The organism is Pontimicrobium sp. MEBiC06410 (assembly GCF_053601615.1).
Genome location: NZ_JBSHNT010000164.1, coordinates 140,260 through 154,538 on the forward strand (window position 1 = coordinate 140,260; position 14,279 = coordinate 154,538).

At 31.5% G+C, this 14,279-nt stretch carries 13 protein-coding genes; 10 read left to right on the forward strand and 3 right to left on the reverse strand.

What is annotated here, in order from left to right; translation table 11 throughout:
- Nucleotides 1-117 precede the first annotated feature (117 nt).
- From ccsA to ACVC08_RS18460, 3 genes are all read right to left on the reverse strand, one after another.
- The gene (ccsA, locus tag ACVC08_RS18450) at nucleotides 118-3,330 is read right to left on the reverse strand and encodes a cytochrome c biogenesis protein CcsA (RefSeq protein WP_452603164.1); all 3,213 of its coding nucleotides are present in this window, start codon (nucleotides 3,328-3,330) and stop codon (nucleotides 118-120) included.
- A 100-nt stretch (nucleotides 3,331-3,430) separates the two neighbouring features.
- On the reverse strand, nucleotides 3,431-3,841 hold the full coding sequence (locus ACVC08_RS18455) for a group III truncated hemoglobin (RefSeq protein WP_452603165.1): 411 nt from the start codon (nucleotides 3,839-3,841) through the stop codon (nucleotides 3,431-3,433).
- A gap of 6 nt (nucleotides 3,842-3,847) precedes the next feature.
- On the reverse strand, nucleotides 3,848-4,129 hold the full coding sequence (locus ACVC08_RS18460) for a hypothetical protein (protein ID WP_452597302.1): 282 nt from the start codon (nucleotides 4,127-4,129) through the stop codon (nucleotides 3,848-3,850).
- Nucleotides 4,130-4,206: 77 nt separating this feature from the next.
- Here ACVC08_RS18460 and ACVC08_RS18465 point away from each other — a divergent pair, with 77 nt between their 5' ends.
- The 10 genes from ACVC08_RS18465 (at nucleotide 4,207) to ACVC08_RS18510 (ending at nucleotide 14,201) form a co-directional block, all read left to right on the forward strand.
- Nucleotides 4,207-4,794 (forward strand): Crp/Fnr family transcriptional regulator, encoded by a 588-nt coding sequence (locus tag ACVC08_RS18465; RefSeq protein ID WP_452603166.1) that lies wholly within the window; start codon nucleotides 4,207-4,209, stop codon nucleotides 4,792-4,794.
- A gap of 83 nt (nucleotides 4,795-4,877) precedes the next feature.
- The gene (locus ACVC08_RS18470) at nucleotides 4,878-5,252 is read left to right on the forward strand and encodes a hypothetical protein (protein ID WP_452603167.1); all 375 of its coding nucleotides are present in this window, start codon (nucleotides 4,878-4,880) and stop codon (nucleotides 5,250-5,252) included.
- Between the two features lie 53 nt (nucleotides 5,253-5,305).
- Nucleotides 5,306-6,064: a Rossmann-like and DUF2520 domain-containing protein gene (locus ACVC08_RS18475; RefSeq protein ID WP_452597299.1), complete on the forward strand. Its 759-nt coding sequence runs from the start codon at nucleotides 5,306-5,308 to the stop codon at nucleotides 6,062-6,064.
- Nucleotides 6,054-6,566 carry a KdsC family phosphatase gene (locus tag ACVC08_RS18480; RefSeq protein WP_452603168.1) on the forward strand — a complete coding sequence of 171 codons (513 nt, stop codon included), beginning with the start codon at nucleotides 6,054-6,056 and terminating at the stop codon, nucleotides 6,564-6,566. The genes ACVC08_RS18475 and ACVC08_RS18480 overlap by 11 nt, the downstream gene beginning before the upstream one ends.
- Before the next feature lie 118 nt (nucleotides 6,567-6,684).
- Nucleotides 6,685-7,596 carry a geranylgeranylglycerol-phosphate geranylgeranyltransferase gene (locus ACVC08_RS18485; RefSeq protein ID WP_452603169.1) on the forward strand — a complete coding sequence of 304 codons (912 nt, stop codon included), beginning with the start codon at nucleotides 6,685-6,687 and terminating at the stop codon, nucleotides 7,594-7,596.
- A gap of 3 nt (nucleotides 7,597-7,599) precedes the next feature.
- Nucleotides 7,600-8,190: a Maf-like protein gene (locus ACVC08_RS18490; RefSeq protein ID WP_452597296.1), complete on the forward strand. Its 591-nt coding sequence runs from the start codon at nucleotides 7,600-7,602 to the stop codon at nucleotides 8,188-8,190.
- Nucleotides 8,191-8,226: 36 nt separating this feature from the next.
- Nucleotides 8,227-9,150 carry a septum formation inhibitor Maf gene (locus ACVC08_RS18495; RefSeq protein ID WP_452603170.1) on the forward strand — a complete coding sequence of 308 codons (924 nt, stop codon included), beginning with the start codon at nucleotides 8,227-8,229 and terminating at the stop codon, nucleotides 9,148-9,150.
- A gap of 32 nt (nucleotides 9,151-9,182) precedes the next feature.
- A complete protein-coding gene (locus ACVC08_RS18500; protein ID WP_452597294.1) occupies nucleotides 9,183-9,719 on the forward strand; it encodes a mechanosensitive ion channel domain-containing protein in 537 nt (178 codons plus the stop codon).
- Between the two features lie 82 nt (nucleotides 9,720-9,801).
- Nucleotides 9,802-12,327: a PIG-L family deacetylase gene (locus ACVC08_RS18505; RefSeq protein ID WP_452603171.1), complete on the forward strand. Its 2,526-nt coding sequence runs from the start codon at nucleotides 9,802-9,804 to the stop codon at nucleotides 12,325-12,327.
- Nucleotides 12,328-12,470: 143 nt separating this feature from the next.
- Nucleotides 12,471-14,201: a sodium:solute symporter gene (locus ACVC08_RS18510; protein WP_452597292.1), complete on the forward strand. Its 1,731-nt coding sequence runs from the start codon at nucleotides 12,471-12,473 to the stop codon at nucleotides 14,199-14,201.
- Nucleotides 14,202-14,279 lie beyond the last annotated feature (78 nt).

The window sequence follows — 14,279 nt, forward strand, 5'->3', positions numbered from 1 at the left end:
TTCGACAAAGCCAGAAACATAAATTAATCAATCATAATAAAACAAATATGACTATTTATTTTGATTTTCGCAATTTTAATCTTGCAAAAAATGCTATTGCATTATAACATTAAGATGTTATTTCTTATAATATTTTGCGTGCTTAACATATGAAAACACGCCTAATATACTTATTAAAAGTACAGATATTCCTATAACTTGAAAACTTAATATTTGGTCTCCGCTTGCGTAAGAATGTAATCCCGATAAGTAAAAATTCACTCCAAAATAGGTCATTAATATACTAGCGTACGCTATAATAGAAGATAAGTTATAAGTCCAGCGCCCTCTTAAACCTGGCACTAAACGCATGTGTATTACAAATGCATATATCATGATACTTATTAAAGCCCAAGTTTCTTTTGGATCCCATCCCCAATAACGTCCCCAACTTTCATTAGCCCATTGTCCTCCTAAAAAGTTTCCAATGGTTAGCATTACTAACCCGACTGTTAAGGCCATTTCGTTAATAATAGTTAGCTCTTTAATATTTAAAAGCATTTTTGCTTTATTATTTTCATTAGTTAAGATCATTAATAATAGTGTAACGATTCCTAAAATTGCAGCTAAGGTAAAAGGGCCGTAACTTGCTACAATTACTGCTACGTGAATCATTAACCAATAACTATCTAAAACAGGTTGTAGGTTTGCAATTGCTGGATCCATCCAATTCCAGTGCGCAATCATTAAAATCATTGAGGTTACAAAAGCTGTTGAGGCTAATGTTAAGTCACTTTTTCTACCAAAAGCTAAACCAAAAAACATGGTAGCCCAAGCTACATAAATCATAGATTCGTATGCATCACTCCATGGTGCATGCCCAGAAATATACCACCTAACTACTAATCCAGCTGTATGAATTATAAATAAGCCAAGAATTATAACTTTAAATATATTTATAGCAACACTTACTCCTTTACTTTTATCTTTAAATATCTGAAAAATTAAAAGTATAAATAGTAGTGTTCCAGCATACATATACCAGCTATACAACTTCTTAAATATATCGTATTTATTATACGTTATTTCGGCATTTATTTTATCGTCACTTAACATGACTTCGCTACCTATATTATTTTGTATTTTTTTGAAAGATGCTAAAAGTTTTTCTGCTTCTTTAAAATCATTTTCTTTTTTTGCTTTATTTAAGGTCTGTAAATACCAATTAAAGCCTAAGTCTATAAAACTGGCGTACGATGAGTCTTTTATTTTTTCATTGTAGCCTTCATTTCTATATTCGAATGTAGAAATCCACTTATTGTTTTCGTCATTTGGTATAGGGAATATTTTTAATGCTCTTCCTTCTATTGCATTAGATAGTAATGTAACACGTTGGTGTGTTTCCATGAATTCTTTCTCAAATCCATTTTTAACTTGTGCTTTGGAAGCCTCATTAATGTATGGGTCTAGCTTGTACCTAAAATCTTCAGTAAAAAAGTCTAACAGTGTTGCGTATTCTTCTGTTTTTGGTAATCCTATTATTTTACGAATAGAATCTGCTTTTTTAGATCTCAAGTATATAATTGGTACATTATACCAAAGCATAGGACTTTCTTGAATAGATAAAAACACTTGGTTAGCATCTAAGGTCTCATAGTAATCTTTTTTACTTAATTTCCTTAATAACTCTGATGCATACGTGTTTACAGGCATCATACGCCCGCCAATATCTTGTATTACCATATGCCCAAACTTATCGGCATGCTCTTTTGGTGCTACGTTAGCTAGTAAAACAGAGTCTATTTGTACTTTACTTGCCCGTTGCCTTACTTCTTTTTTACTGTGATCGTGCCCATCATTTTCTGTGTGTTGCTCTTGTGCAAAACCACTTAAGGTGAAGCATACTAATAGTACTGTTAATAGTTTAGACTTTTTTTCTTTTACTTTTTCTAATGCTTTTTTAAGGTCTGCAAAACGTGTGTTTTTATCAAATAAAATAGCCATTAAACCAAAGTATAATAAGAAGTATCCAAGGTAGGTAAACCATGTCCCCCAGTAATCATGATTTACTGAGAGTATTGTGCCTTTTTCATCTGGATCGAAACCAGATTGAAAGAAACGATAGCCTTTATGGTCTAAAATATTATTCATGTATATTTTATAGTCGAAATCTTCTGCCTCCTTATCTATAATAGTCACTTGGCTTGAAAATGCAGAATAACCTGTTTCTGTTCCTGGATAACGTTCTGCATTAAAGTCGTTAAGTTTTACACTAAATGGTAATTCTAAAACTTTAGAACCATATTGAAAATCGAAATCTAGGCCACCAACACTTACACGCTCCCAGCCATTATTTGTTCCTTTTCCGCCTAATAAGTTTATTTTTTTTGTTTCTCCTTTACTTGTCACATTTAACACTATACCGTCTTGGTCGTTTTTAAGAATTTTCGATTTCTTAACAATATCGAAAGTCCCTTTTATAACGGGCTTAGGAAATACCATTTGCATTTTTCCTATAATATAACGCGAACGTAACATTAATGGTTGTATACTATCTTTTACTAATTGCCCCGTATTCATGGTTGCCATCTGTAAATATTCGCCTTCAAATGGTGATTCTATGGTTAACTCATCGTTTTTATATGTAATATTAATAGCTCCTTCTGTTGGTTTATTTAATGCTATTAAAGTGTTGTGAATATTTTCTATTGAACCAACTTTTAAAAAGTGGTTATGTGGTTGTCCATTACCCGCTTCAACAATTTTAAGATATTCTTCTCCAGATTCATCAGGAATAATATCTAGTTCTGCTCCCGCTACAAACTTTTCTAAGGTTACCGTAAATGGTTGCCCATTGTAATCTTTATTTAATTCAAAATCATTATCTAGTCGTGGAGAAAAATCTACTTCGTTTTCTATACGTAATCGTTGGGCTACTCCATTAATTTTATAATCTCCATTTACAAACCCAGAAATGTATGTTTTTTGAGATAAGAATACATTTTCTGTTACACCTTCTCTAATAGGCATCATCCCTTCAAAACTATAGTATCTTGTTATAAAAGATCCAAAAATGATAAATATAAAGGCTAAGTGTAATGTTAATGTTGCCCATTTTTTTAGTTTATACAATCGGTATCTAAAAATATTTCCTATAAAGTTGATGATAAAAAATACCATTATGGCCTCGAACCACCAAGCATTGTATATTAATGTTCTTGTATATGGTGTTGGTGATGTGTCCATATTTCTGTCCAAAATAGTACCTGTTGCCATTGCCGCAGCAAAGACAATAAATAAAATGGCAGTAAGTCTTGTAGAAAATAGAATTTTGGCGAGTTTATTCTGCATAATTATAGCCTTTTTTAGCTCGTGCAAATATAATCGTTTTTGTTCGTTTCTTATAGGACAAATGCTTCAATATTGTGTTAAACTTAATAATTTAAGTGATTTACTTTTTAGACCGCGCTTCAAATATTTTTAAATATAGAAATGTTCCCATCTTTCTAGCTCTACGTTTAGCTAGTTCCGCTATATCTCCTTTAAAAAGCTCATTTATAGTTTGTGTCCATAGGTTTAACCAAATTCCAAAGTGTTGCTCGTTTATACTATTGGCATTTGCTTTATCTACTTCTACATGAGCTTCTAAGGGGTTTCCTTTATATTTCGTGTCTAATTTTCTTGTAAAAAACAAACTTGTTTCCCAAAAGGTTGTTAACAGCTCTAAGTGAGCATCCCAATCTTTAATTCTTGAATTAAAGATTGGACCTAGTGTGTTTTCTACTCTAACTTTTTCGTAAAATGTAGAAACTAGTAAAAAAACATCTGCTCTATTATTTATATCTTCTTTTATAGCGCTCATTATTGTTTATAGATTAATAATGCATAATACAATATTAGTAAATAGTGACAACAACAATAGGTTAAATACTAATTTATAGTGCATTTGTGCTAATACCGACGCATTATATAGCATAGATAAGATAACACAAAGTGTAAGTTGAAAAAACGGAAAATAATCTGCTGTACTACTCATTAAAATATACATTGCTGCAATAGACCCTATACAGCTTTGTAAAATAATGGTTAGTGGAACATAAACCATAAATCGTTTTTTAAAATCGGCTAATGCATAATTATAATAATTCATTTTCTTGGGTATTTTAGATTAACAGGACAAATTTCGATACCTTGTATTTGTTTTTATATGATTCAAATCATAAGCTCATGATATCTCTTAATATTTTAGAACAGTATAATGTTCAGCTCAAGCATTATGCAAAAGATCAAGTTATTTTTAACGAATTAGAAACGCCTTTATATTACTACCAAATACAAACTGGACGTGTTAAAATGTATAATTTAACTGAAGATGGAAAAGAGTTTGTTCAAGGGTTCTTTGAAGATCATCAATCGTTTGGAGAACCTCCTTTGTTTGGTGATTTTAAATATCCTGCAGCTGCCATTAGTTTAGTAGAAACTTCTATTTATATTATACCAAAAGCTACATTTTTAGAGCTTTTAATACAGCATCCAGATGTTCACTTAAATATTACAAAATTGTTATGCAAACGCATGGTATATAAAGCTAAAATAATGAAAGAGGTTTCAATACACCCTCCAGAGCATCGTATTTTAACCTTATTGGGACATTTAAAATCTACAGCTAATAACGATGGCTTGTATGAGGTAAATTTAACTCGACAGCAAATTTCTGATTTAACAGGGTTAAGAGTTGAAACTGTAATTAGAGCCGTAAAAAAACTCGAAAAAACGGGGCATCTTTCCATTTTAAAGCGCAAAATTTACTTTTAGCACTTTTAAGTTACTAGTCTGTAAGTTTTTAAATCAGCTTCCGTTTAATAGAATAGGAATACTAATTATTAAATAAAATTATTATGGACAGACAAACATTCATCAAAAAATCATTAGGTGCACTAGCAGTAGCAATACCTGCTTATACTCTTTTAAGTTGTTCAAGTTCGGACGATTCTGCTCCAGCAGCTCCCCCACAAAGTTCAGGTGTAAATTGTGGTACTAATGGAACTTCTAGTTCTATAGGTAGCAACCACGGACATACTCTAGTTGTTTCCGCCGCAGATGTTACAGCTGGTGTGGAAAAAACATATAATATTCAAGGTAATTCTGCTCATCCACATACTGTAACTGTTAGTGCAGCACAGTTTACTACTTTACAAAGTAATCAACAGGTTACAGCAACTTCGTCTAACGATAGTGGACATACCCACTCTATTACTATTTCTTGCGCTTAAATAATTTAAGTATTTCACTTTATTAAAGCGCAACTTATGTTTATTTTTGCTTTATGATAAAGACCGTAATACTTGGTGCTGGCAATGTAGCCACACATTTATTTAAAGCATTTAATGCCTCAGAAACAGTTACTGTTGCACAATGGTATAATAGGAATTTAAAGTCTATTTCTAAATATAAAAACAGCGTCTCTATTACCGATAATTTATCGGAGTTAGTAGAAGCAGATGTATATATACTTGCTGTTAGTGATGATGCAATAGAATCACTATCTGTAGATTTACCTTTTAAAAATAGATTGGTTGTACATACTTCAGGTAGTTCTAGTTTATATACTGTAGATAAAAAGCATAAACGTGGTGTTTTTTACCCTTTGCAAACCTTTTCTAAAGACGCCCCAATAGATTTTAAAGATGTTCCGCTTTGTATAGAAGCTTTAAAAAGGGAAGATCTTCCTATTTTAAAAGCCCTTGCTAAAGCTATTGGAAGTAAAAGTCATAAAGTAAACTCAGACCAAAGACAGGCTTTACATCTTGCTGCTGTTTTTGTAAATAATTTTACAAATCAATTATACAGAGTTGCTCATGAAATTACAGAATCTCAAGGTGCCGAGTTTGATATTTTAAAGCCTTTAATTAAAGAAACGGCCAATAAAATAGAGTCTCTTTCTCCGTATTTAGCACAAACAGGTCCTGCTCTACGCAGAGATAAGAAAACAATAAAAAGGCACTTAAAATTATTGGAGAACGAACATCATAAAGACATTTACAACCTGCTAACCAAATCAATTCAAAAAACACATGGAAGATAAAAGCTATAAAGAGTACTTAAAACATATAACTACTTTTATATTTGATGTAGATGGCGTATTAACAGATGGTTCTTTAACCATTGCTACTAATGGCGATTTATTAAGAACTATGAATGTTAAAGATGGCTATGCTATGAAACAAGCCTTAGCTAAGGGATTTAATATTTGCATAATTTCTGGTGGCACAAACGAAGGCGTTGAAAAAAGATTAAACACTTTAGGTATTAAAGAGGTGTATTTAGGTGCTCATCAAAAAATAAACCAGTTCACAACGTATATTTCTAAGCATAATATAAAACCAGAATCTGTTTTGTATATGGGAGATGATATCCCTGATGTGCCTGTAATGAAGGTTGTTGGCTTAGCAACTTGCCCTGTTGATGCTGTTGCAGAAGTTAAAGCCAATTCAAAATATATTTCGCATAAACTGGGTGGTAAAGGTTGTGTGCGTGATGTTATTGAGCAAGTTATGAAAGTACAAGATAAATGGGAGACTTTGTAAAAAAGTTATAAATCTCCACTAATAATAAAAAAGACTTTCTTTTTCAGAAAGTCTTTTTTATTACATTTGTTTTAAGCTCATAAAAGCTTAATTAAACTAATAAACTGTAATTATATATATGCAAAATATCCTCAACCTTATTCGTTGGAAAAATTTACTAATGATAGCTTTTGTTCAATTATTAGTAAAATATGCTTTATTTAATTCATTGGCTGTAGATACTTATTTAAGTCCTATTAACTTTACGCTACTTATATTATCTACATTATGTATAGCTGCTGGCGGCTATATTATAAATGATATTTATGATGTAGAAACAGACACTATAAACAAACCTAATTTAGTTATTATAGGTAAACACATCTCTGAAAGTAAAGCCAATACACTATATATGGCTTTAACCTTTATAGGCGTTATTATTGGTTTTTATTTAGCTAATGGTATTGGTCGCCCTAAGTTTTTTGGTTTCTTTGTTATCATTGCTGCTTTATTATATGTTTATAGTACTTCTCTAAAACAAATTGCCGTGGTGGGGAATATTATAGTTTCTTTTTTAGTAGCCTCTAGTATTTTAATTGTTGGTATTTTTGAATTGCTTCCAGCTATTAATGAACAGAACCAAAACCTTCAATCGACAATGTTTGAAGTTTTAGCAGACTTTGGAATTTTCGCTTTTTTATTAAATTTTATTAGAGAAATAGTAAAAGATATTCAGGATGTAGATGGGGATTATAAATCTGGGATGCAAACCTTACCTATTATTCTAGGAAAATCAAGAACTGCTAAAATTGCTTTTACTTTAACTCTAATTACAATAGCTATAATTATTTTTTATGTAACTAAGTATCTTTTTATGCATAAAGAAGTTGTTATTTACTTTTTAATTATGGTTGTTGGTCCACTTATATATACTGCTATAAAGTTATTTACAGCCGAAAAAAATAGTGAGTTTAAGCATATTAGTTTTATATTAAAACTAACAATGTTAACAGGAATGTTGGTTATGGTATTATATTGGCTTATCTTTTAAAACATGTTAAACGATAAACTAAAAAACCATACCATTATTTTGGCTTCTGGCTCTCCTAGACGTCAACAATTTTTTAAAGACTTAGGTGTAGATTTCGAAATTAGATTGAAGCCCATAAAGGAAGAGTACCCACCAACTCTACGCCATTTTGAAATTACTAATTATTTGGCACAGTTAAAATCTATGCCATATTTAAAAGACTTAAAGGATAACGATATTTTAATTACTAGCGATACTATTGTTTGGCATAACGAACAAGCTTTAGGAAAACCAAGAAGTGATGCTGAGGCTTTTAGCATTCTATCATCTTTAAGCGGGCAAACGCATGAAGTTATTACGTCTGTATGCATGCGTACAAATAGCTACCAGAAAACAGTTAGTAATGTTACCAAAGTAACCTTTAAAACCTTTACAGAAGACGAAATTTGGTATTATATAAATACATACAAGCCTTTTGATAAAGCTGGAGCTTATGGCATTCAAGAATGGATTGGCCTTATTGGTGTTACTAAATTAGAAGGTTCTTACTTTAATGTTATGGGTTTACCTACACACCTTGTATATGAAACGTTAAATGTTATTGCAGAAAAGTAATAGAATTGTAACTTTATAGTTATAATACAAACTATAATGAAACGTTTATTTAATATCCAATTACTCCCTCTAAGCATCGTAACGCTCTTTTTATTATCTAGTGGTTGCAAAAATGAAAAAGTAATACCAACAGAAGACTACGCTAAAGCAGAAACTCCTATTGAAGTTAAACCCGAAAAAGAGCCCCAAAAGACATCACAAGAGTTTAATGACTATTGGTATGCTGGGGAAGCTGAAATTTCATCTTATAAACTAGAACAAGCACGTTATGGAGAGATTAGAAATGGATATGCTGTATTAGTTTACGTTACAGAACCATTTTTAAATGATAAGCAAGTAAAAGCAGATTACAATAACGACACTAACATTCCTGTTTTAAAACTAAATAGCACTAAAAAATTTAATACTGGTATTTACCCATATTCTATAATGCAGAGCACATTTTATCCTGTTTCAAATAACAGGCATGCTCTAAAAGTAAGTGGTTCTGTTCAAGAATGGTGTGGTCATGTATATACCCAAATAAATAATAGAGACCAGTTTGATGTTACCTCGCACTCTTATTTTGAAAGCGAAGCTGACCAAGATTTTAGTATCTCAAAAACACATCTTGAAAATGAAATATGGACACAGCTACGTATTAATCCAAAATCTTTACCTGTAGGCACTTTTAAAATTATTCCTTCTATAGAATATGTACGATTAAAGCATAAAAAGTTAAAAGCTTACAACGCTTCTGCCAAGTTAAAAAATGGCAATTACACGATTTCTTACCCAGAATTAAACAGAACTTTAAGTATTAATTTTACTAAAACCTTTCCGTATACTATTGAAAGTTGGGAAGAAACAATAAACGGTTTAACAACAAAAGCAACAAAACTTAAAACGATAAAATCGCCTTATTGGAGTAAAAATAGTAATAAGGATGAAACTTTACGAAAAACACTTCAACTAGATTAAACTTAATTATCTTTGCATGATAATTTAGTAATATGGAAACCTTTTTAAAGGCAAATCAAAATCAATTAGTTTATACTGTAATAGTATTCGTTGTATTTTTCATTATTCGTTTTGCAGCAAGAAGTATTGTTAGAAAAATTGGAAGAAATAATGGGGTTAACGAAGCTAGAATAGGCTTAATAAACCGATACACTACTGCTACATTACTTATTATATTTATATTAATAGAGGCTTATGTATTTGGTGCAGAGATTAAGGATTTAACGGTTATATTTTCTTCTTTATTTGCAGTTATAGGTATTGCCTTATTTGCAATATGGTCTATATTAAGTAATGTTACTACTGGAATTATTATGTTCTTTTCGTTTCCATATAAAGTTGGAGATAAAATAAAAATACATGATAAAGATTATCCTATAGAAGCTATTATAGAAGACATTAGAGCTTTTCAATTACATTTAAGATTAGATAATGGAGATTTGGTAACCTACCCTAATAATTTAATATTACAAAAAGCAGTTACCCTTATAAAAAAAGATGCTATAGATGATGGTAGCAGTGCAATTTAACACAACGTTAAAGAAACACTAAAACAAAAGTAAATAGCCCTTTTCTTTTTATATTTGATGCACACCTAACTATCAAAATATAATGAGAAACTACTTTGTTTGTTTTATTGCAGTTTTTATTCATATAATTTCTGTAAATGGACAACAACCACAGAAACCTAACGCTTCAGAAATATACGAATCTATAGAAAAACTTAACTTTTTAGGTTCGGTTTTGTATGTAGCAGCACATCCAGATGATGAGAATACTAGATTAATTTCTTACATGGCCAATCATGTTAAAGCACGTACGGCCTATTTATCTTTAACAAGAGGAGACGGAGGGCAAAACCTTATTGGCCCAGAAATTAGAGAGTTATTAGGTGTTATTAGAACACAAGAACTATTAGCTGCTAGACGTACAGATGGTGGAGAACAACGTTTTACAAGGGCTAACGACTTTGGCTACTCTAAACACCCAGACGAAACTCTAGCTATTTGGAATAAAGAAGAAGTATTAAACGATGTAGTATTAGCAATTCGCCAGTTTAAACCAGACATAATTATTAATCGTTTTAACCACAGAACTCCTGGAACTACACACGGGCATCATACTAGTTCTGCCATGTTAAGTGTTGAAGCTTTTGATATTACAAACGACAAAACAATCTTTCCAGACCAATTAAATAGAGTAACTACGTGGCAACCAAAACGTTTATTTTTTAATACTTCGTGGTGGTTTTATGGAAGTAGAGAAAAGTTTGAAAAAGCAGATAAAACCAATTTATTAAACTTCGATATTGGTACCTACTACCCGTCCAGTGGTTTAAGTAATACCGAAATTGCTTCATTAAGCAGAAGCCAGCATAAATCTCAAGGCTTTGGTAGTACGGGAACACGTGGAACGCAAACAGAATATATAGAGCTTATAAAAGGAGACTTACCTAAGGATAAATCTAATATTTTTGAAGGTATTAATACAACTTGGAGCCGTGTAAAAGGAGGACAAACTATTGGCGCTATTTTAGAAAAAGTACAAGCAGATTTCAATTTTAAAAACCCATCGGCTTCACTTCCTAAATTATTAGAAGCCTATAGTTTAATTCAGCAATTAAAAGATGCGCATTGGAAAGCCATAAAAACTAAAGAGATTAAAGCCATTATTGCAGCTTGTTCGGGTTTATATTTAGAAGCTGTAGCTGAGACAAATCATTCTACCGTAACAGATAAAGTTAACTTAAAGCTAGAAGCTATTAATAGAAGTGGCTATAAAATGAGTTTAGCATCCATAGTTTCTGCCGATAATACAAGCATTAATAAAGGAATTGCTTTAAACAACAATGTTATCATTAATTTAAATGAATCTTTTACACCTATAGATAAAAATGTAGTAACCACCCCGTATTGGTTAGTAAAAAAAGGAACGCTAGGTATGTATACTGTAGATGATAAAACATTAATTGGCGAACCCGAAACCCCTAGACCATTTAATGTAACATTTAATATAAACTTTGGGTCTGTAACCATTCCTTATACAAAACCTATAATTTACAAAACAAACGATCCTGTTAAGGGGGAAGTTTATAAACCTTTCGAGATTATTCCTGAAGCTTCAGCTAAAATTGCTGAAAAGGTTATTATTTTTGAAAACGATAAACAAAAAGAAATTCCAGTAATTGTAAAAGCTGGTCGCGATAATTTAGAAGGATATATTGAAATTGCCCATCCTAAAAACTGGAATGTGTACCCTAAACAGCAAAAAGTATCTATTGCTAACAAAGGGCAAGAGCAGCTCCTAACATTTACCATTATACCTCCAAAAAATCAAAGTGAAGGCTACATAACACCAATGGTTACTGTAGGCGATAAAACCTATACAAAAGAGCTTATAGAAATAGATTACGATCACATCCCATTTCAAACCGTATTACTACCAAGCGAAAGTAAAATTGTACGTTTAAACATTCAAAAACGTGGCGAAAACATTGGTTATATTGAAGGTGCTGGAGATGTTGTTCCTGAAAGTTTAAAGCAAATTGGTTATAATGTAGTTACTATAAAACCAGAAGATATAAACGCCGAAACTTTAGATCGTTTTGATGCAGTAGTTATAGGTATTAGAGCCTATAATACTGTTGAATCCCTAAATTTTAAACAACAAATTTTATTTGATTATGTCTCTAGAGGTGGTAACATGATTGTACAATACAATACCAGACATAGAGTAAAAGTAGACGAATTAGCACCTTATAAATTGGTTTTATCTAGAGATCGTGTTACCGATGAATTTGCAGACGTTACACTTTTAAATCCAGAACATGAGTTACTTAATTTCCCTAATAAAATAACGTCTAAAGATTTTGAAGGTTGGACGCAAGAACGTGGCTTATATTTTCCTAGCGAATGGGGATCAGAATTTACCCCACTTTTGTCTATGCATGATAAAGGTGAAACACCAAAAACTGGCAGTTTATTAGTAGCTAAGCATGGTAAAGGCCATTATATATACACAGGTTTAAGTTTCTTTAGAGAATTTCCAGCAGGTGTGTCTGGAGCTTATAGGTTATTTGCCAATATGCTATCTATAGGGAAAGATAATATTGATAACGCACCTGAAATTAAAAACTAGTTCATTTTACTCTTTTAAATTATTATAAATATAGCCTTATGGAACAATCTAAATATAAATGGAAAAGGCTTTACACCTTAGTATTAGCTGCTAATGCACTGTACATTATTATTTTTCATTTAATCATGCAAGCCTTTTAAATTATGCAAACACTAGACTGGATTATTCTAATAGGAACATTGTTATTAATTGTTGGTTATGGTACTTGGCAAACTAGAGGTAGCCAAAACGTAAAGGATTATATTGGAGGAGGAAAAACCTCGAAATGGTGGACTATTGGCCTCTCTGTAATGGCAACGCAAGCCAGTGCCATTACTTTTCTTTCTACACCTGGGCAAGCGTTTCATTCGGGTATGGGTTTTGTGCAATTCTATTTTGGAATTCCTATAGCCATGATTGTAATATGTATGGTTTTTATACCGCTCTATCATCGCTTAAAAGTATATACTGCATACGAATTTCTTGAAAGTCGTTTTGATTTAAAAACAAGAACATTAGCTGCAATATTATTTTTAATTCAACGTGGTTTAGCTGCAGGAATTACGATTTTTGCTCCTGCCATTATTTTATCGGCCGTTTTAGGATGGAACCTATTATTACTCAACGTTATTATTGGTATTCTAGTTATCATTTATACTGTTTCGGGCGGTACTAAAGCTGTAAACGTAACGCAAAAACACCAAATGGTGGTTATTTTCACAGGGATGGTTATTGCTTTCGTTTTAATAATGAACAAGCTTCCAGAAAACATAAACTTTACGAATGCTTTAGATATTGCCGGTGCTAGTGGTAAAATGGAAATTTTAGATTTCTCTTTCGATTTAAACAACCGTTATACCTTTTGGAGTGGTATTATTGGAGGTACTTTTTTAATGCTTTCTTATTTTGGTACAGATCAAAGCCAAGTACAACGTTACTTGTCTGGTAAATCGGTTAAAGAAATGCAGCTAGGCTTAATTTTTAATGGGCTTTTAAAAGTCCCTATGCAGTTCTTTATATTATTGGTTGGTGTTATGGTATTTGTTTTTTATCAATTTAATGAGGCTCCAATAAACTTTAATCCTACAGCAAAAGAAGTAGTATTAAATTCTACTTATGCAGATGACTATAAAACGCTAGAGCATAAACAACTTGAAGCTTTTAAAGCTAAAAAAGAAGCTATAACTAATTATATAGATAACAATTATACTGAAGCTAAAGCTCCTGAATATATTAATGCTGTAGCTAATGCTAATGCAAAACATGATGCTTTAAGAGCAGAAGCTAAAGCTTTAATAGAAAAAGCTGGTGATGCTAAAAATATAAAGGTAGAATCTAATGATAAGGATTATGTTTTTATTCATTTTATACTAAACAACTTACCACGTGGTTTAATAGGCTTACTATTAGCTGTTATTTTAAGTGCAGCGATGTCTAGTACTGCTAGCGAATTAAATGCATTAGCGAGCACAACAACTATAGATTTATACAAGCGTAATACAGGAGAGCAAAGCGAAGAAGACATGGTTAAAGTATCTAAATTATTTACCTTAGCTTGGGGTATTATTGCTATTGGAGTTGCTTGTGTTGCTAATTTAGCAGAGAATTTAATTCAGTTAGTAAATATTATTGGTTCTATTTTCTATGGTAACGTTCTAGGTATTTTTCTATTAGCTTTCTTTTTTAAGTTTGTAAAGTCTAATGCTGTATTTATTGGAGCCTTAATTACTCAAGCTATTGTTATCGCTCTATTTTTACTTAATGAATTCGAATATATAAACTTACCGTTTTTATGGTTGAATTTTGTGGGTTGTATTATTGTAATTGTAATTGCGTGTTTATTACAGAGTATTAGTCCAAGAAAAGACAACAATAGTACAATAGTAACTACTTAACAACTTAAACAAAGCTGTTTAATTATTATAAAGCCTAAGATTTATAGGTTTGTTTTGACGAATCTATAGATTTCTTGA